Here is an 18,508-nt window from a genome sequence, read left to right on the forward strand (position 1 = left end):
GTAATCTCAGTAATATCCGATGAGGAAAATCATGATTGAACAAGGGCAAGCCTTACCTAAGACAACATTAAGTGAATTGACAGCAGATGGCATGGTCACGCATCACAGCGACGTTCTTTTTGCAGATAAAAAAGTTGTCTTGTTTGCACTACCTGGCGCGTTTACACCAACCTGCTCTGCAGCCCATTTACCTGGTTACGTCGCTCTGGCCGACAAGATCAAAGCCAAAGGTGTCGATATCATTGCATGTGTGTCTGTAAATGATGCATTTGTAATGAAAGCCTGGGGAGAAGCACATAATGCGAGCGAAATAATGATGCTCGGTGACGGCGATGCTAGCTTTACTAAAGCGCTGGGGCTGGAAATGGACACAGAAGGGTTTGGCGGGATCCGCTCACAACGCTATGCCATGATAATCGACAATGGTGTAGTGACAGAGCTTCTGGTTGAAGCACCGAAAACCTTTGAGGTCAGTAAAGCAGAAGTCATCCTTGAAAAATTGTAATTTTCAATGACAAGCGCTGAGGGGGTGCAAACGCTCTCTCAGTATTTCGTTCGTTATCCTTTTCACTTTCCCACCTTATTTGAACACAATAACGAATACAAAAAACCAGGAATGTCATTAGGTGTCACAACTCAGTGAATCAATGGCCACAGTGCTTGAAGATCTTATTGGAACTTTAAAGGAGGCGAGAACGGGCTAGTCTGGTTCGAGCAATTCAATATCCAGTTTAACCGATGCGAACTAAGGGGTGCTATCAAAGCACTTCAGGCTTATGGAGATATGTGCAATTTGGATGGACTTGTGCTCTCGAAGCTATTGAGATAAAAAGCATACTTAAGTATCCTTCAAACCTAAACTTGGCAGCTTGTTCAGCACATTGTGAAAAATTATGAATGCTCACCTAATGCAGATTAACATTGAACACGGTTGGGATATCATACACAGTCAAACCATTGCACAAATTTACGACGACGCGTTTGGTGCTAAGTTTGCTCGTGCAATCCCCGACAAAGCAAAGCGGCTCGCCGTACTCGCAGATTGCTTTATGCCCGAGTATTCCTTCATAGCTTTCGATAATGATCAACCAGTCGGAGTCGCAGGCTTTAGTGACCAAAATGGTGCACTCACATCAGGCATCGATTTTATAGGGTTATTCAAACACCTTGGCATACTCGGTGGAATACGTGCTTGCGTTATTTTTAGTTTATATGAGCGGCAGCCAAAATTGCGAGAGTTAGTGATGGACGGTATAGCAATTACAGAGTCACATCGCGGCAGAGGCATTGGCACTCAGTTACTGGACAGCATTATCAGTTATGCCCAGTCACATCACTATTCATCAATCCGCCTGGATGTGATCAACAGCAACCCCAGAGCAAAAAAACTGTATGAAGCGAAAGGTTTTGTTGTCGTTGAAACAGACTACTTTCCATATCTGAACTGGTTGCTCGGCTTTTCAGGATCAACCACCATGCAGTTTACCCTTTAGTTAAGTACAAAAACGCCCCGACTTTCTAATAGCTGCGGGCTTACTTTGTTTCGAACAACCTCAGAGGCCAACAATCTCTCGTAATGCAGCAACATGCCCTCGATAAGCGGCTTCTCCTTGTACACTCAAAGAGAGCCAGGTGCGCTGACGAGCAAAGCTGGTCCGTTTATTGACTGTGAGATAGCCAGCCTGCTCTAGTGCTTTTACGTGCTTAGATAAAACCGAATCGCTGACCTCCAGCTGTGCCTTTACTAAAGAAAACTCCATTTCGGCTACGGTTTCGAGTAATGCGCAGATCTGCAAACGGTTATGTGCATGGATCAGCGGATCAAAACACGCTTCAGTCATTGGCTTTATCCCGCGATATCCACTCCCCTGTAGGAAGCTTATACAGCACAACAAAACTCAGCAAGCCAATCATAATCCCAGCGGCGTATGCAAAGTGCCAGTCCCCCTGTTCAGTAAAATAGTGGCCCAGTAACACGATAAGTGCACTCGTAAAAGCCAGCGCAATATTGCGGACTCCGGCTTGAGACTTGGAAGCCATGCTTTTTGCTTTTATACCCACACCTTTTAGATAAAAAGACCAACTCATTACCAGTACAATTAATGTACCTACAGACACGAAAGTTACGAAAGTCCACATACTACTGTGACCTGCCTGGGCACTCGCCGCAGTTGCAAGTGCAGCTAACACACTTATTAACCCGTTGAGCCAAACAGGTGGTCTGAATTTCAACAGGGCAAACCTCTTACCTTCGGCCGACATCGCCAACAGGGCTTCAGCAGACCCCACCCCTACCTTATTGTCTTTATTCATTGTCATTCCTTTACTTTCCAATATGGAAACTAAATACTAGCAGCGACTTTCCACATTGGCAAGTGAATAAATACTACATTGCTGTATTCAAAATCACAGTGCGGCACGTCGGATGGTAAATATCAGTAGTTGGGTAGTGTTTTATACCTAGTAGAGCAATTATTGACCGCCGATAAGGGACAACAACTGCTCGCCAGCCATAATGGCATTGCTCTCCCCGGCAAACACATTATCGGTTTTACGCTCAACAAACACGTCATTCAACCAACTACTGATATCTTTGTTAAACATCAACAAAAATTCAATAGGAAAAGACGGATCCGTTGCCTGGCTGTCCAAACGCTCTGCAACCTCATCAATCATTAATGCACCGTCATTAAATTCAATACAAAAATACAATGTGTTTGCGAGCTCTTTGTATAGCCGCGCGACATTTTTAAACCGGGCCTCAGAGTAACCGTTAAGCTCTATCAAGCCTGTTTCTGATTCCAGCTCATTAAGCGCTCCGACGATAGATTCAACATCATCTTCTTCAATTGGGCTGTCCGCCCAAAAATCTTCAGCAGTCAGCGCTTGCTTGTTCAATCGCTGATCTGTGCCTCCTTCTGATGGTTCGTCCAGGTCAAAAAACAGCTCATCGAAACTGTTTTCATCAGGTTCCTGATACGGAAAAGCTTCCTGAAATAGCTCAACATTGTCTTTCAGGTGCAATCTGCCGTTTAACAACTTAGCACTTCTTTTTAAGGCCCGAAGCACAGAGTCAGAAGCATCGCCAAAGCGATTACCCTGACGCGCTGAATCCTGATAAAACTGTTTAAAGACATCGGTTGACTCACGTATTTGCCTGACCAGACGACGCATGTTCGTCAGGTCTTTTTGCAACGAAATATAATGAGTGACCTCTCCTGCCTCATTGGTAATTGCCGAGATATTCCACTCCACTGGATACATTGAGCCGTCTTTTCGATAATTAACTGAAGACCCATAGAAATAGCCGTTTTCCTCCAGTGCCGGACTCAACCTGGCCAGGACTCTGCGATTACTTTTTGGTCCCTGTAAAATGGCCGTTGACTGACCTATCAGTTCTGCAAGCTCATAGCCTGTATGACGGCAAAACACCCGATTTGCATAAACAATCCGATATCCATGGTTACGATCCGCATCTGTGACGACAATGGCGTGCTGTGAGCGCATCAGTATTTGTTTGAGTAATTCAATTGGAGAAGAATTCTCTAACAACTGACCAAAAAACAGGGTTTCTTCCATCGAGGGATCATTGGTATTCATTGGCAACTCAACTCATATTCGACCATAACGACGCTCTGCACGACTAATGACAGCAAGCGATATAGGTATCGTATTGTGTGAGTTTAACTATAGTGCAAATTACCGAATACCATGATTTTTTTGAACTACATCAAATTAATTTTTCTGGGGTAACACGCGTGTCAAGTTGCGGAGTCACCCCAGTTGTCATCAGTCACTGCGTTTTGCGAAACTGAATGTCTGCTCGGCCTCGAGCTTACCGCTTTGATCATGGGGAGTGGTATAAAAAGACACATTCAACTTATCCTGATCATTATCCAGTTCAATGTGTGTAAATCCCCAAATAAAGCTTTTAGACCACACCAGATCGTATTCGGGATAGCGCCTTTCCTGTTGCTGCGCAAACGGTGTATGGGTACCACGCATTTTTGCAGCTGCCCCGCTGATTATCAGGGGCAGTTTAGGTATAGAACTACCCGGCATTACGCGGCTACAATCATCCGTTAATAACTCCAGATCATGTTCGTGACCCGCAATGTAGGCATCTGCATATTGACATAACTCGGGCAAAATCAGCCGTCTCAACACATGGCCTTCATCATATTTAGTGCCACCTATCGACCATAATATGTGATGTCCGTACACCAGTTTCCACTTTGCTTTTGAGTTTTTAAGGCCATCGGCCAGCCAGGCTAATTGCCGGTGATCTTCACCATTAACCGGCTCTTCATGACGCTCAATGTCTTCAACCTCTGCCTGCCCGGCAGCCAGAGCACTGGCCAACCCCTGTTCGCTGCCGTCCGGGCGTAACGGGATCTCATAGTAGTGTTGGCCCGAAAGCAGCATATTGGTATCGAGTACAAACAGTTCAACATCATTACCCGGCTCTCCTATGGTATAGCTGTAGTAACCTCGCTCAGACATGGTAAAATTTGGCTGACTTGCCATCCATTCAGTTTGCAACTTCACCCCTTTACGTGACGTTTTCCAGTCGTGGTTGCCCAGAGCAGAGTAAACAACTAACTCCGGTTGCTGCGCAAATAGCGGCTGCAACGGTTTTAAGATCAGATCGTTCATACGTTGCTGATCGTCTTTACCATCATTTGCGCCGGCGCCATCCGGGTAAATATTGTCGCCCAGTTGAATGGCAAAATCGCACCGTTTTATCTGGCATAAGGTTGCCATCGCCTTACCCGTTGCTATCGCACCGGTCTGCTCGGTGGCTATGTCCGTGTCGGGGTAAATATATATGGGGGCATGATTAAACTCATTCAGCGGACGATGCTCTTCGAGCCAATCTGCTTTTTCAGCTGCAATAAATTGCGTTTTATTTTTGGGCTTCTGAATGTGTTTTTCTTTAGGGTAGTCCGGGTGATACCCTCCGTCACCAAACGCCAGGAAAGAAACATTGGCCGACATCGCAGGACTCGATATCAATACAGAAGCGCTCAGGCAGGAAAGTGCAATATATTTTAAAGTCATAATTTTAAATGTGCCGGATCAGCCCGGCACGCTCCAACAAGGATTAGAATGAGGTGTAGGTAAAACCCAGTTCGAATGAGCGACCATATTGCTCATACTGAAAGTTATATTTTTGCTCACCGTGATAAATGTAGAGTGGTTCATCCGTCAGATTGACGGCGTTAAAGTACATCTGCATTTGCTCATTGAAGTAGTATTTAACGCTCAAATCTAGCTGCATGTGGTCATCCTGATACACACGTGCATCACTCTCGGTGCTCAGATAGGCTTTGCTTTTATAGTTACCACTCAGGCGCGCACTTAAGGTGTCATCTTCGTATCCAACCATCAGGTTTGCCACTGTATCCGACTGACGAGTCAATTTGTCATCTGCGTCAATTAAGGTGGTATTAGCTGACAGCATCAGACCATTTTTGAAGTTTTTGCTGTAAGCCAGCTCAATACCTGTTAAGTCTGCCTCGCCACCATTCACGAATTGCATGACCTTTTTATAGCCCGCCCACTGTGCCTGATCCTGCACTTCCTGCTCAGTGATAAAGTTATCGATTTGCTTGTGGAATAATCCAGCAGACATAACGCCAATACTGCCTGTGTAGTATTCAATGGACAAATCCAGGTTCTGAGACTCATACGGGTCCAAGTTTGGATTGCCAACTTCACCTTCTCGCTCTGTCACCACCTGTCCGTCGTCTTCATCTGTTTCACTTTCGAGTAACTGGTAGGCTGCAGCCTCTTCAAATCCCGGACGTGCAATGGTTTGGGTATAAGCAAAGCGTGAAATCAGATCATCACCCAGCTCGTAACGCAGAGTCAGATTGGGTAGCAAATGATCGTAGGATTTCTCAACTTCCCAAGGGGTGATATTGACTTGCTCTGTGTCTGCTAATTTGTCTTTTTCCAGTGAAACCTGATAACCCCGCGTGGTGTAGTCAGTATCCTCGTAACGTACACCCGTGATCAGATTTAGTTTACCAAAATCAATATTGACCATGGCATACAGCGCACTGACGGTTTCTTCAGAGCGATAGCTACGACCCTTTGACTCGATATCGGTTTCCTGATCGTTTCGCTCGAAGGATGCCTGATTTTGCGCAAAGTAAGCCTGCAATCCGGATTCGGATAAACCCGGACCAAAGTCGCCCAGGTCATATGCTGGTGCACCCGTTTTAAACTGCTCTGCCGTCACATCATCAAACCCGCCGTCGTATACCACAGCGTTGACTGAGTTCAGCTTTTCACGGTCGCGATACTTAGCGCCAAACTTAAGCTCTGCATTATGTCCAGCGATAACCAGATCTTTAGTCAGATCTAATTTAAAGCTGGTTGCTTCATCTTCGCTCAGATTATTTTCGTGAACAATTTCGTCGAGTTCAAAACGGCTTAATTGATGTGCGGCCTCACTACGAGACAAAATCGGGGTGTCTCCCAGGCTGGCATAGCCCAGAGTCAAATCTTCTCCGGCAAACGCTATATCCAGTCGATCAGGCTCTTGCTCGTCTGATTTTGAGTAAACCAGACTGTATTCTACAAACCAGTCTTTGATCAGATGCTCACCACCCGCGACCACAGACAAAATGCTTTGTTCCTCGTAGCGATCTTTGCTATCCCGGTCCATTTCAGCACCGCTAAAGTACGCCATCGTATCGCCTGAATGCCCGCTTAAATAATTGCCTTTATCGAACTTGTATTCATTGCGCAGACGGAACTCGTCGTCTGAGAATTCGCTGTACATAGTTCTCAGATAGTACTTATTGAACAATCCCTGATGCAGATCCAAATTCAGGGCAGCTCCCAGGCGCTCTCGGGTGATGGTATAGTGACGCTGTTCAATTTCCTCTGCACCAAAAAAAGCCACTTCTTCGCCGGAATTGGCATCTTCCATTTCCAACTCCATCCAGCCGCCATCAGTTTCCATATTATGTGAGCCAAACTTGCGTTCAAACCAGGATATCGCCGTCGCTACGCCCAGCTGAGTCTGGCTGCCAATGTCATAAATATCGCTGTAGCTAGCGGACAGTTTGGGGCTGCTTTTTTCAACCTGTTCATTGTAAGCGCCCTGAACATTGAAACTGTAGCTTTCCCCTTCACGGTCAAATGCACTCAGACTTTTCACTTCGATACTGCCACCAATCGCATTGGCATCCATATCTGGGGTGACTGTTTTGCTCACCTCCAGACTCTGAATAATTTCACTTGGCAGCACGTCCATTGCAACGCTGCGCACACCACCTTCCGGAGAAGGTACAGCTGCGCCATTGATAGTCACATTGTTGAGATTTGGATCAATTCCCCGGATCCCAACAAAACGGCCTTCACCCTGATCTCGGTCGATAAACAAACCCGGCAGACGCTGCAATGCCTCGGCCGCATTCTGATCTGGTAACTGTCCGATGCTATCTGCACTGACGATAGACTTGATACCATCCGCATTTTTCTGCCGGTTCAATGCACCTGCTTGCCCTGCGCGTTGTCCTTTAACGATTATGTTATCCATTTCTCCCTGGTAGGCGCTAAGCTGCACTCGAGTTTTAGTCACTTCATTGTCTTTGATCACCACTTGCTTTGTGACAGATTGCGCGCCGATATAGCGTACTTCAAGCGTGTAGGTACCGGCTGGGAGATTGATGAACCTAAACTCACCATTACGCTCGGAGCTGACTTCACGCCCCAGCTCCTTAATAATAACTTTAGCCCCTTCAAAGCGGGCTTTGTTTTGCTGATCCGTCAGTTCACCTTGCAACGTATTAGCAAATGCTGGTGCACTCATCACGCCAAGTGCTAAAGCAACGCCCGCACAGGCCTTAGAAATCACGGAAGGTAGATTATTTTTCATATTTTTTCTCGCACAGGAAGAGTCGTTTATAAAATCCGCGAAGACCTTAACCGGGCTCAATGACCGAATTATTGCAATTCCTGTGGGTACAGCCTCTATTTAACGGCAAAAAGGGCCATTTAAAGCCAATTTGAGCTAAAATGTCCCCTCCTCAGGCTTTAACCTGCTGGCATTTATGAAAAAAGCTGAATTCTTCAGCGCACCTAAACACTTCCATGAGCTATTTTAACCCGGTAAGAACATTGCTCAGTTATTCGCTATGCTGCAACCATGGTTCGCTAACTACATGATCGCTGTCACTTTTGCTTAGAGTAACTGACTGAGGGTAAGCAGTGCACAACACCCCATCATTGCAGTTTCATAAATACCGCAAGGTTTAGAAAATAAAGTGAGAGCTAGTAACTTATAAATTTATTTTGCTGCCATTGCGTGATAAGAATGGCCAATCAGGTTTGATGAGCAATAAATATGAAAAAAGCCGCGGTACGAAGGTACTCACGGCTTTAACAACCAGAATTTGTTTTTACAAAGCTTGTTCAAGCTGAGGTAAGACGTCGAACAGGTCTGCGACCAGGCCGTAATCAGCCACCTGGAAAATTGGCGCTTCGGCATCTTTGTTGATGGCAACAATGACTTTAGAATCTTTCATGCCTGCAAGATGCTGAATTGCACCGCTGATACCAACAGCAATGTACAAGTCTGGTGCAACAATTTTACCTGTCTGACCTACCTGCATATCGTTAGGTACGAACCCGGCGTCAACCGCCGCACGAGATGCACCAATAGCAGCGCCTAATTTGTCAGCAATGCCGTTAAGCAATGAGAAGTTTTCACCATTTTGCATACCTCGACCACCTGAGATAACAACAGGTGCCGCCGTCAGCTCAGGGCGCTCTGATTCTGTTTGTTCAACACCAACAAAACTACTTTGGGTATTTTCAACCGAGGTAGCCAGTGTCTCAACAGCAACAGGTGCCTGCTCACCAGCCGCATCAAATGCGCTGGCACGAACAGTAATGATTTTCTGCGCTTCCAGTGACTTAACTGTCGCAATAGCATTACCTGCGTAGATCGGGCGCATAAAGGTGTCGGCATCAACAACCCCGACAATCTCAGAAAGTTGTGATTTGTCCAGTAAAGCAGCAACGCGCGGCATGATGTTTTTACCCGTGGTTGAAGCCGCAGCCAGAATATGACTATAACCTTCAGCCAGCGTAATCACCAGATCAGCGGTACTTTCTGCTAGTTGATGTTCTAGCACACTGTCGTCAGCCAGCTTTACCGCCTTTACACCGGCGATTTGTGCAGCAGCCTCTGCAACAGGACCCACATTATTACCCGCAACCAGAACATCAATTTCAGCGCCAAGCTGACTAGCTGCATGAACGACTTTTGCCGTTTCAGGCTTTAATACACCATTTTCGTGTTCAGCAATGACTAGTACGCTCATGAGATCACCTTAGCTTCAGTTTTTAGTTTATTGACCAGTTCTTCTACGCTCTCAACAATGATGCCCGCTTCACGTTTAGCAGGCTCTTCCACACGCACAAGTTCAATACGTGGCGCAAGGTCAACGCCCAGCGTGTCTGCTGCGATAACATCAAGCGGTTTACGTTTTGCTTTCATGATATTTGGCAATGAGGCATAACGAGGCTCATTCAAACGAAGATCTGTGGTTACAACCGCAGGCAGGTTCAAGGCCACGGTCTGCAGACCACCATCTACTTCTCGAGTCACAACGGCTTTACCATCTGCAATTTCAACGTTAGATGCAAAGGTTCCCTGAGGACGTTTAGTTAATGCAGCTAACATCTGACCAGTTTGATTGTTGTCAGAATCGATAGACTGTTTACCCAAAATAACCAGTTCAGGGCTTTCCTGCTCTACCAACTTTGCCAGAAGTTTGGCTATATGTAGGGATTCAAGTTTTGCATCAGTTTCAATATGAATTGCTTTATCAGCACCCAAGGCCAGTGCGGTGCGTAGCTGCTCCTGACACGCTTTATCACCGATTGAAACAGCGATCACTTCGTTCGCTTTACCTGCTTCTTTTAAGCGAATGGCTTCTTCTACCGCGATCTCACAGAACGGGTTCATTGCCATTTTCACATTGGTCAGATCAACATCACTGTTGTCGGCCTTGACTCTTGCCTTGACATTGTAGTCAATCACGCGTTTGATTGGCACAAGTACTTTCATGGTTACTCCATCATCTGGTTATTCTATTGGCTGACGTACACGTCAACAAAACAATTTAATGAAACCAGACTACTTCCTGTTGACGTAAACGTCAACCTAAAATAACCTTAGCTTAACCTTAACAAAACTAAAGCCTCGTTTTAGTTAAACTACCGTCAATCTATGTGAGGTAAAAATGGTCGAACGCGAAACCATGGAATTTGATGTTGTGATTGTAGGCGCGGGCCCTGCGGGCCTGTCGTGTGCGATCCGACTTGCGCAACAGGCACAGGAAAAACAACAAGAACTGATGATCTGTGTCGTTGAAAAAGGCTCTGAGGTCGGAGCACATATATTGTCTGGTGCTGTCTTTGAAACTAAAGCGCTGGACGAATTAATCCCGGATTGGGCCGAAAAAAATGCCCCTGTCACAACAAAAGTGACCGAGGACGAAATCTACCTGTTTAAAGATCAGGACAAAGCCACCAGCATCCCGCACTTTGCGGTCCCCAAAACGTTTAAAAACGACGGCAATTATATTGTCTCAATGGGCAATGTCTGCCGCTGGCTGGCTGAACAGGCTGAACAACTGGGCGTGGAAGTATTCCCAGGATTCAGCGCTCACTCGCTGATAGTTGAAGATGATGAAGTGAAAGGCATCATCACCGGTGATATGGGTGTTGGCAAAGATGGCGAGCCAAAAGACAGTTATATGCCCGGTATGGAACTGAGAGCCAAATACACTGTCTTTGCAGAGGGCTGTCGTGGCCACTTGGGCAAACAGCTTATCAGTCAGTTTGCACTGGATAAAGACGCCACCCCTCAGCACTACGGTATTGGCTTTAAAGAGATCTGGCAAATTGACCCGGCAAAACATCAGGAAGGTAAAGTTGTCCATGGTACGGGCTGGCCGCTCGATAGCGAAACCCATGGTGGTTCGTTCATGTATCATGCCGAAAATAACCAAGTCGTGATCGGATTGATCATTGATCTAAACTACAAAAACCCGTATCTGAGCCCGTTTGACGAGTTTCAGCGCATGAAACATCAGCAAGTATTCAAAGACACGCTGGAAGGTGGCGAGCGCGTTGCATACGGCGCCCGCGCTATTGCAAAAGGCGGCCTTCATGCGTTACCTAAAATGCACTTTCCGGGGGGTCTGCTAATAGGGTGTGATGCCGGTACTCTGAACTTCGCTAAAATCAAAGGCAACCATACGGCGATGAAATCGGGCATCATTGCCGCAGATACCATTGTGACGGCGCTGGGAGAAGATGCTCATCGTGCTGAGTTAAACGAATTTGCTGACAATTTTAAAAGCAGCTGGCTATATGACGAACTTTATCAGTCACGTAACTTTGGCCCGGCCATGCACAAGTTTGGCCGTATCTTAGGCGGTGCTTACAACATGGTTGACCAAAACCTGTTTTCAGGTTCATTGCCATTTACACTCAAAGATACCACGCTGGACCACGCGTCTCTTCGACTGGCAAAAGATTCGCAGGAAATTAGCTATCCGAAGCCGGACGGAAAGTTAAGTTTTGACAAGCTTTCATCGGTGTTTTTATCCAATACTAACCACGAGGAAGAGCAGCCTTGTCATCTGCAGCTCAAAGATGTGACCATTCCGATCCAAGTTAATCTTGAGCAGTATGCAGAGCCCGCTCAACGTTACTGCCCGGCTGGTGTCTACGAAGTCAGCGAGACTGAAAATGGCGATAAACAGTTTGTGATCAATGCACAAAACTGTGTCCACTGTAAAACCTGTGACATCAAAGATCCGAGTCAGAACATCACCTGGATGACCCCGGAAGGTGCCGGCGGCCCCAACTACCCAAATATGTAATCCGACCCGGCAGGTGCCCGCTACCTGCCGCTCACACCCTTTATCCTAAATTGCCGGGGCAAAATGCCCCTTTTTTTCTATACTTAAGCAAACGTTGAGATAATGAGGTGCCCCATGGCGCAGCAATCGGAAGTCGTGTTTCGCTTTTTAGCAGAGCCAACAGATGTAAACTTTGGTGGCAAAGTACATGGCGGTGTGGTGATGAAGTGGATAGATCAAGCGGGCTATGCCTGTGCAGCAGGCTGGAGTGGTGCCTACTGTGTTACTGTATCCGTCGCGGGTGTACGTTTTCATCGCCCTATTTTGGTTGGCCAGATCGTAGAAGTTTCAGCGCGGATTGCACACACCGGCAAAACCAGTATGCAGATATTCATCCAGGTACGATGTGGCGATCCACAAAAGCAACACATGGTAGAAACCAATCACTGCATAATCAGCTTTATCGCTATGGATCAGGCTGGGTACCCTATTCCCGTTGCCAAGTTTGAGGCAAAAACGAAAGAACAAAAAGCGCTGGAGCAATATGCCATTCAGATGAAAGAAATTGCGATTCAAACAGAATCTTTGTTACAAAATACGCTGGATCAGGGTGACTGATCCAGCGCTTACACAAGCCACTTACATACTAAAACTGATACATAGCACCGATGAAGGCTATGTCCATCGTATCATCGCCAACGAGCGGACTTTTGCTGATAACATCATCCAACTCCGTTCTGCTCACACTGCCAATTAATGTTACCTCAGGCGTGATTTGATAATACGCATTGAGTCCAAAGGTAACGTTTATCGCATTGTCGTCAGTCTGATAGGCTGTGCGGCCGACTGATGCGTTGATATTCTTACCGCTTATTCCGTAAACGGTGTTCACATAGTCCGAATCGAGCCAACGTACCTGTGCCTGTGCTGAAATACCAAACCCGTGGCTGCTTTCATACAAAGGAACTTCTGCACTCAGCGCAAAGTTGGTGGCATCTGATTCATCAGACAAGTCAGTGTGGCCGGATAAACCAAACCATAAAAACTTTGCCCCGTAATTCAGTACCAGCTCGCCATCGGGCGCATCATAGCCTTCAAACACTTTGCTGTTAGAGCTATTGTCTCCAAACAGACTGTCATACCCTTCGTTACGGTAGCCCAGACCCGCATAAGCGCTGAAGACGTCGTTAATATTCAAAAATTGATAACCAATGGTGCTGTCTTCATTAGAAAACCAATTGCCTTTTTTAATGTCTGCCATAGGAATGAGTGCAAACTCATTCTCACCGCCCTGCCAGGGCAGATCTGCAACAAGCACACCCGCGCCTATTTTTACGTCCCAATCGTCGTTTGCCTGCTCTTCAGCAAGACTGCATACACTTGTCATTGCCAGACACAGCCCAAGTGCTCGTACCATGTTGTGTTTTGTTATCCCGATCATAATGAGTTCCTTTGTCTCTATAAGTTTGCTTTAGCGCTGAGGTAAAATAATCAGAGGACTTTGGAGACCAATACAAGATGCCTGGCCGACTGCCCCTGAACTTCACGGCTTCATAATGCGCTGAAATAATGCAAAACTCAGTGAGGACCTTGTGAGCAACTGTTACTTTGTGCGGCATTTCAAAACAATTATTCACATAACCTGCTTTCATCGGTATTTTCTTGTGAGTAAGTCACTCAATTTGGAACGGTTTAAAATTATCGAATCCAACCCTTACCTACTGGTAAGAGCTGTGGTATGATTGCCGCCGGCTTAAATAATGGTCAAATATAGAGCAAGCAGTAGTGAGAAATGTCCGATTTTTGGTGGTCGATGATTGTACCACTGTACGCAACGTTGTACGTAACATCATTAAGACACGTCTGGGTTCTGAACAGGTGATGATGGCCGCCGATGGTAAGCAGGCACTCCAGATCCTAAAATCAAAGCCTGTCGACATTATTATCTCTGACTGGCAGATGCCTGAAATAAACGGCGAAGAGCTGCTTTATGAGGTTCGTAACAGCACCCAGTTTAAAGACATTCCTTTTATCATGATGACCTCTAATGGCGAGCGTGATTTTGTTATTACCGCAATACAAAATGGAGTGAGTCATTTTGTCGTTAAACCTTTCAGAGCAGACAAACTGGAAGCTGCAGTCAATAAATCTTGGAACAGTGCCAGTAAACGAGATTCAGTCAGACACTCGGCTCTGCCCTCACATGCAATGCGGATCATCGCCTCTGATGCCCTACTTGAAGCCAAAGTACATAACATCAGTCATACCGGTATGCAGGTCTATACCAATTATGTTGATGCTCTGAAGCTATACAAACTCACTGAATTTAACCTCAGCTTTGACAATTTTGACGGGACTCATGCACTGAGCATATCCCCGCTCTATGGCAACATAGTGCGAATAGAAGCAAATGATGGACCTGAGCAGGATTGTTTACTTGGAGTACGCTTTGAGTTAGAAAAATGCAGTGAACAGGTTCAGAGGAACCTCGACAAACTGATGAAGCGCCTCAACAACGTAGTACCGGATATCGTTGATAATAGCTAGATGACCTGTCTGGCGAGTTCAAATACCGTTTTATTGGTGTGCTTAACCAACTCATGACGCGGCATCTCGCATTGTGACATCACCTTATTGACGACTAACTCTATTTCACATTGTAATGCTGTATTGAACTGGGTAGCGCGCACACTGCCGTCGCCCACACCAGCGAATAAAGGCTGTAAGAATGCCCGCCGCTTACGCAACTGCTCAACCACCAGGGGCGTCACCGGCGATTGCTCCGAAAACACTTTGCGACAAATATTGCTGACCAGGCGGCTGTAAGTCGGCTCCATCATATTTGAGATTAAATCTGTGTGTTGCCCACCTACCTGGGTACTTTCTAAACTAAACATTTAACAAACCAATACATAATGTAATAACCCGATCCTAGCTACAAACCTAAGTCTATGGAATTACACTCGATTACAGCGATCTGCTGTTGCATTTGTTCGATGCGCATTACATCGTTACAATACGCGCAAATTTACTAGCCGGAATAAAGCGTGCAATTCGATATACAGCCAATCGGTGTGATCCACTCACCATATAAACAAAAGTTTGCTATTCCCAGACAACCTCGCCTGGTGCCAGAGGCAAAGGCCAAACTGGTATTTTGCGACGCATTTAACCGCGAAGAATTCGTACGAGGAATAGAAGAGTTCAGTCACCTTTGGCTATTATTCCGCTTTCATGAAACCGCTGACAAAGGCTACTCTGCCTTAGTACGGCCACCACGGCTGGGGGGCAACGAGCGTAAAGGCGTATTCGCAACTCGCGCCACCTTTCGTCCCAATGGTATTGGTATGAGTGCGGTGAAACTCGAAGGCGTTGAATACAAAAACGGACAACTTGCACTTTTGCTGTCTGGTATTGACTTACTGGATGGCACGCCCATTGTTGATATAAAACCTTATCTGCCCTACTCTGACGCGCTGACCGACGCGGCAGCCGGATTTGCCGATACCCGTCCTGAAACGGCAATGACCGTCAGTTTCAGCGAACAAGCCGAAGCCTTTATTAATACCCAAAGCGATTACCCGGAGCTTAAAGCCTTCATAACCAACGTGCTCAAGCAGGACCCACGCCCGGCGTATAAGAAAAAGAAGGCAGATACGCAAAGTTATGGTATGAATCTGTATGACTTCAACATTCGCTGGATGGTCGACGGCGAGCACAACCAGGTGCTGGAAGTGACTCATATCCAGCCGGATTGAGCAAAAACTCTTCAGCCATCAGAACAGTCGCTTTTTCACGATAAATAAAGCTTTTTAAGCGGTTTTAGCGCTGTTAAACTAACCCGACAAAAATACTACAACAACTTAGGGTTGCGTGGTCGGTTGGCCGAAGCAATCTTCATTTGAACGGAACAAGTATGCGTACCAGTCAATATATTTTAGCGACTCAAAAAGAGACGCCTGCAGATGCAGAAGTGATCAGCCACCAGCTGATGTTACGTGCGGGCATGATCCGCAAGTTAGCCTCAGGTTTGTACACCTGGCTACCCTCCGGCCTGAAAGTACTGCGTAAAGTAGAGAACATCGTACGCGAAGAGATGGACAAAGCCGGTGCCATTGAAATGCTTATGCCCATCATTCAGCCTGCGGATCTATGGCAGGAATCTGGCCGCTGGGAACAATTTGGTCCGGAACTACTGCGCATCAATGACAGACATAACCGTCCATTTGCGCTGGGTCCGACACACGAAGAAGTGATCACCGATCTGGTACGCCGTGAAGTCAGCAGCTACAAACAACTGCCTCTGACCTTGTACCAGGTTCAGACTAAAGTACGCGACGAAGTACGCCCTCGTTTTGGTGTGATGCGCGCGCGCGAATTTACGATGAAAGATGCCTACTCTTTCCACCTGGATGATGCATGTCTGGAAAAAACCTATCAGGTAATGCATCAGGCTTACTGTAACATCTTCGAGCGTCTGGGCCTGGATTACCGCCCGGTCATCGCAGATACCGGCTCTATTGGTGGCAGCGTGTCACATGAATTCCATGTGCTTGCTGAGTCTGGCGAAGATGCCATTGCATTCAGCACAGACAGTGATTATGCCGCTAATATCGAAAAGGCAGAAGCTGTTGCGCCATCAGAGTCTCGCCCTGAGCCTTCGAAAGAACTGAATACTTTCGATACGCCTGAAGCAAACACCATTGCCGAGCTCAAAGAAAAGCATGGTGTTAAACCACACCGTGGTGTTAAAACACTGATCGTCTATGGTGCACCTGACGAAGACGACCAACGTGGTCTGGTTGCTCTGATCCTGCGCGGCGACCATGAGCTGAATGAGCTCAAAGCAGAAAAACTGCCACTGATAGACGCTCCGCTGGAAATGGCAAAAGAAGAAGACATAGTTGCAGCCATTGGCGCTAAGCCAGGTTCATTGGGCCCGGTTGGTCTGAACATGCCAGTTATCGTTGATCGCAGCGCTGCGGTAATGGCCGATTTCGTCGCAGGTGCAAACCAAAATGGCGTGCACTACAGCGGCATCAACTGGGATCGTGATGTCACAGATTACACGGTTGCTGACATTCGCAATGTGGTTGAAGGCGATCCAAGCCCGTGTGGCAAAGGCACGCTACAAATAAAACGCGGCATTGAAGTGGGTCACATTTTCCAGCTGGGAACTAAGTACTCAGAAGCCATGAGCGCCGGTGTATTAGGTGAAAGCGGAAAAAACCAGGTAATGACCATGGGTTGCTATGGTATTGGTGTATCACGTATTGTCGCTGCTGCGATTGAGCAAAACAACGACGATTACGGGATCAAGTGGCCTCAGGCTATCGCCCCATTCGAGCTGGCGATTGTGCCAATGAACATGCACAAGTCACATCGTATTCCAGATATTGCACAGAAGTTCTATACCGATCTGCAAGCGGCCGGCGTTGAGGTGTTATTCGACGACCGTAAAGAACGCCCGGGTGTGATGTTTAACGACATGGAGCTACTTGGTGTGCCATACACGCTCGTAATTGGTGAGCGCAACCTGGATAACAACCAGGTTGAACTGAAAAACCGCCGTACAGGTGAAAAACTCATGCTGGACATCGATTCTGCCGTTGCAGAAATTGCTAAGGCACTGGGTAAATAAACCTTCAGACAGAGCGTACACAGTTGCGCTCTGTTTCTCTCTTTGCTGTCATAATAGCTTCTCGTAACTGCCCTGCTTTTGTCATCCGCCGTCTCTAACTTAGGGCTTATTACGCTCGAGAACATGGCTATGACACAAACCTACTATCCGACAATTTGGATCTCCGATGTCCACCTTGGCTACAAAGACTGTAAAGCCGATTTCCTGCTGGACTTTCTTAACAGTACTCGCTGCGATACCTTATATTTGGTTGGCGACATCGTTGACCTTTGGTCTTTAAAACGTCAGTTCTTTTGGCATCCAAGTCACTATCAGGTGCTGGAGTGTATTCAGCGAAAAGCCGAAAATGGCACCCGGGTTATTTATATCCCTGGCAATCACGACGAAACCTTTCGCAATTATGTGGGTAAAACGCTGTTTCACGTCGAAGTGCACAAAACTTACGTACATACTACGTCAGCGGGTAAGCGGTTCTTACTTTTACATGGCGATGACTTTGATTCCGCAACCCGATATAACAAACTAATCAGCATTATCGGCGACGCGGCCTATGACTTTTTGCTATTTCTTAATCGCTGGACTAACCGGATCCGAAGATTATACGGTGGTCATTACTGGTCTTTAGCTTCCTGGCTGAAAAACCGCGTCCATAAAGCCCGTGAAGCCATTCATGCCTTTGAACAAGCCGCCGTACACGAAGCCAAAAAGCACGGTGTCGATGGCATCATTTGTGGCCATATCCACCAACCAAGAATCTCGGTTATGGATGGCATCGTATATTGTAACGATGGTGACTGGATTGAGAATTGCACAGCGCTGGTTGAAAATGAGCAAGGCCGCATTGAGCTACTGCATTGGTCAGACATTAAGAAAGTGCTGACCGTCGTTGAACCGGAAGCCAGTTCGCCGCAAGATGTGAAAGCCGCTTAAGCAACTAGCATGGATAAAGTCTGCGTTTATCCATGCTAGC

At 46.6% G+C, this 18,508-nt stretch carries 17 protein-coding genes; 8 read left to right on the top strand and 9 right to left on the bottom strand.

Annotation, left to right across the window (positions count from 1 at the left end):
• Positions 1-31: 31 nt before the first annotated feature.
• Together MHN31_RS08745 and MHN31_RS08750 are read left to right on the top strand one after the other, a co-directional pair.
• Positions 32-505, top strand: a complete 474-nt coding sequence (locus MHN31_RS08745) for a peroxiredoxin (RefSeq protein WP_049865313.1) — start codon at positions 32-34, stop codon at positions 503-505.
• A gap of 388 nt (positions 506-893) precedes the next feature.
• Positions 894-1,493 carry a GNAT family N-acetyltransferase gene (locus MHN31_RS08750; protein ID WP_239444081.1) on the top strand — a complete coding sequence of 200 codons (600 nt, stop codon included), beginning with the start codon at positions 894-896 and terminating at the stop codon, positions 1,491-1,493.
• A gap of 60 nt (positions 1,494-1,553) precedes the next feature.
• Here the strand turns inward: MHN31_RS08750 and MHN31_RS08755 are convergent, their stop codons facing one another.
• The 7 genes from MHN31_RS08755 to MHN31_RS08785 all read right to left on the bottom strand — a co-directional run bounded on the left by MHN31_RS08755 (position 1,554) and on the right by MHN31_RS08785 (position 10,093).
• Positions 1,554-1,841 (bottom strand): transcriptional regulator, encoded by a 288-nt coding sequence (locus MHN31_RS08755; protein ID WP_239444082.1) that lies wholly within the window; start codon positions 1,839-1,841, stop codon positions 1,554-1,556.
• Positions 1,834-2,313, bottom strand: a complete 480-nt coding sequence (locus tag MHN31_RS08760; protein ID WP_239444083.1) for a hypothetical protein — start codon at positions 2,311-2,313, stop codon at positions 1,834-1,836. Before MHN31_RS08760 ends, MHN31_RS08755 begins: the two co-directional genes overlap by 8 nt.
• A 159-nt stretch (positions 2,314-2,472) precedes the next feature.
• The gene (locus MHN31_RS08765) at positions 2,473-3,600 is read right to left on the bottom strand and encodes a PAS domain S-box protein (RefSeq protein WP_239444084.1); all 1,128 of its coding nucleotides are present in this window, start codon (positions 3,598-3,600) and stop codon (positions 2,473-2,475) included.
• Positions 3,601-3,789: 189 nt separating this feature from the next.
• Positions 3,790-5,061, bottom strand: coding sequence for a metallophosphoesterase (locus MHN31_RS08770; RefSeq protein WP_239444085.1), 1,272 nt, complete (start codon positions 5,059-5,061; stop codon positions 3,790-3,792).
• A gap of 43 nt (positions 5,062-5,104) precedes the next feature.
• Positions 5,105-7,894 carry a TonB-dependent receptor gene (locus MHN31_RS08775; RefSeq protein WP_239444086.1) on the bottom strand — a complete coding sequence of 930 codons (2,790 nt, stop codon included), beginning with the start codon at positions 7,892-7,894 and terminating at the stop codon, positions 5,105-5,107.
• A 523-nt stretch (positions 7,895-8,417) separates the two neighbouring features.
• Entirely contained in the window at positions 8,418-9,344 is a 927-nt protein-coding gene (locus tag MHN31_RS08780) for an FAD-binding protein (protein ID WP_125559598.1), read from the bottom strand.
• Positions 9,341-10,093, bottom strand: coding sequence for an electron transfer flavoprotein subunit beta/FixA family protein (locus tag MHN31_RS08785; protein ID WP_058795437.1), 753 nt, complete (start codon positions 10,091-10,093; stop codon positions 9,341-9,343). The genes MHN31_RS08780 and MHN31_RS08785 overlap by 4 nt, the downstream gene beginning before the upstream one ends.
• 175 nt (positions 10,094-10,268) lie before the next feature.
• On the opposite strand from MHN31_RS08785, the gene MHN31_RS08790 reads away from it, so the two are divergent.
• Together MHN31_RS08790 and MHN31_RS08795 are read left to right on the top strand one after the other, a co-directional pair.
• Complete coding sequence (locus tag MHN31_RS08790; protein ID WP_138538219.1) at positions 10,269-11,918, top strand: electron transfer flavoprotein-ubiquinone oxidoreductase; 1,650 nt, start codon at positions 10,269-10,271, stop codon at positions 11,916-11,918.
• Positions 11,919-12,032: 114 nt separating this feature from the next.
• Positions 12,033-12,515: an acyl-CoA thioesterase gene (locus MHN31_RS08795; RefSeq protein ID WP_010384630.1), complete on the top strand. Its 483-nt coding sequence runs from the start codon at positions 12,033-12,035 to the stop codon at positions 12,513-12,515.
• Positions 12,516-12,543: 28 nt separating this feature from the next.
• On the opposite strand, the gene MHN31_RS08800 is transcribed toward MHN31_RS08795, so the two are convergent.
• Positions 12,544-13,338 (bottom strand): MipA/OmpV family protein, encoded by a 795-nt coding sequence (locus MHN31_RS08800; protein WP_125559602.1) that lies wholly within the window; start codon positions 13,336-13,338, stop codon positions 12,544-12,546.
• Between the two features lie 344 nt (positions 13,339-13,682).
• Here MHN31_RS08800 and MHN31_RS08805 point away from each other — a divergent pair, with 344 nt between their 5' ends.
• A complete protein-coding gene (locus tag MHN31_RS08805; RefSeq protein WP_239444087.1) occupies positions 13,683-14,444 on the top strand; it encodes a response regulator in 762 nt (253 codons plus the stop codon).
• Here MHN31_RS08805 and MHN31_RS08810 read toward each other — a convergent pair.
• The gene (locus MHN31_RS08810; RefSeq protein ID WP_138538215.1) at positions 14,441-14,794 is read right to left on the bottom strand and encodes a hypothetical protein; all 354 of its coding nucleotides are present in this window, start codon (positions 14,792-14,794) and stop codon (positions 14,441-14,443) included. The two genes, MHN31_RS08805 and MHN31_RS08810, sit on opposite strands and share 4 nt — an antisense overlap.
• 150 nt (positions 14,795-14,944) lie before the next feature.
• Between MHN31_RS08810 and tsaA the strand changes: the two genes are divergently transcribed.
• The 3 genes from tsaA to MHN31_RS08825 all read left to right on the top strand — a co-directional run bounded on the left by tsaA (position 14,945) and on the right by MHN31_RS08825 (position 18,468).
• Complete coding sequence (tsaA, locus tag MHN31_RS08815; RefSeq protein ID WP_125559607.1) at positions 14,945-15,655, top strand: tRNA (N6-threonylcarbamoyladenosine(37)-N6)-methyltransferase TrmO; 711 nt, start codon at positions 14,945-14,947, stop codon at positions 15,653-15,655.
• 158 nt (positions 15,656-15,813) lie between these two features.
• Positions 15,814-17,538, top strand: a complete 1,725-nt coding sequence (locus MHN31_RS08820) for a proline--tRNA ligase (RefSeq protein WP_194867249.1) — start codon at positions 15,814-15,816, stop codon at positions 17,536-17,538.
• Positions 17,539-17,667: 129 nt separating this feature from the next.
• Positions 17,668-18,468: a UDP-2,3-diacylglucosamine diphosphatase gene (locus tag MHN31_RS08825; RefSeq protein WP_010384619.1), complete on the top strand. Its 801-nt coding sequence runs from the start codon at positions 17,668-17,670 to the stop codon at positions 18,466-18,468.
• Positions 18,469-18,508: the final 40 nt, after the last annotated feature.

The organism is Pseudoalteromonas sp. McH1-42 (assembly GCF_022347845.1).
Classification (GTDB): Bacteria; Pseudomonadota; Gammaproteobacteria; order Enterobacterales; family Alteromonadaceae; genus Pseudoalteromonas; species Pseudoalteromonas rubra_D.

What these genes read in the sequence shown, in the direction of transcription:
- MHN31_RS08745 (WP_049865313.1), top strand. Translation starts at nt 32, where the DNA reads ATGATTGAACAAGGGCAAGCCTTACCTAAGACAACATTAAGTGAATTG.
- MHN31_RS08750 (WP_239444081.1), top strand. Translation starts at nt 894, where the DNA reads ATGAATGCTCACCTAATGCAGATTAACATTGAACACGGTTGGGATATC.
- MHN31_RS08755 (WP_239444082.1), bottom strand. Translation starts at nt 1,841, where the DNA reads ATGACTGAAGCGTGTTTTGATCCGCTGATCCATGCACATAACCGTTTG.
- MHN31_RS08760 (WP_239444083.1), bottom strand. Translation starts at nt 2,313, where the DNA reads ATGAATAAAGACAATAAGGTAGGGGTGGGGTCTGCTGAAGCCCTGTTG.
- MHN31_RS08765 (WP_239444084.1), bottom strand. Translation starts at nt 3,600, where the DNA reads ATGAATACCAATGATCCCTCGATGGAAGAAACCCTGTTTTTTGGTCAG.
- MHN31_RS08770 (WP_239444085.1), bottom strand. Translation starts at nt 5,061, where the DNA reads ATGACTTTAAAATATATTGCACTTTCCTGCCTGAGCGCTTCTGTATTG.
- MHN31_RS08775 (WP_239444086.1), bottom strand. Translation starts at nt 7,894, where the DNA reads ATGAAAAATAATCTACCTTCCGTGATTTCTAAGGCCTGTGCGGGCGTT.
- MHN31_RS08780 (WP_125559598.1), bottom strand. Translation starts at nt 9,344, where the DNA reads ATGAGCGTACTAGTCATTGCTGAACACGAAAATGGTGTATTAAAGCCT.
- MHN31_RS08785 (WP_058795437.1), bottom strand. Translation starts at nt 10,093, where the DNA reads ATGAAAGTACTTGTGCCAATCAAACGCGTGATTGACTACAATGTCAAG.
- MHN31_RS08790 (WP_138538219.1), top strand. Translation starts at nt 10,269, where the DNA reads ATGGTCGAACGCGAAACCATGGAATTTGATGTTGTGATTGTAGGCGCG.
- MHN31_RS08795 (WP_010384630.1), top strand. Translation starts at nt 12,033, where the DNA reads ATGGCGCAGCAATCGGAAGTCGTGTTTCGCTTTTTAGCAGAGCCAACA.
- MHN31_RS08800 (WP_125559602.1), bottom strand. Translation starts at nt 13,338, where the DNA reads ATGATCGGGATAACAAAACACAACATGGTACGAGCACTTGGGCTGTGT.
- MHN31_RS08810 (WP_138538215.1), bottom strand. Translation starts at nt 14,794, where the DNA reads ATGTTTAGTTTAGAAAGTACCCAGGTAGGTGGGCAACACACAGATTTA.
- MHN31_RS08820 (WP_194867249.1), top strand. Translation starts at nt 15,814, where the DNA reads ATGCGTACCAGTCAATATATTTTAGCGACTCAAAAAGAGACGCCTGCA.
- MHN31_RS08825 (WP_010384619.1), top strand. Translation starts at nt 17,668, where the DNA reads ATGACACAAACCTACTATCCGACAATTTGGATCTCCGATGTCCACCTT.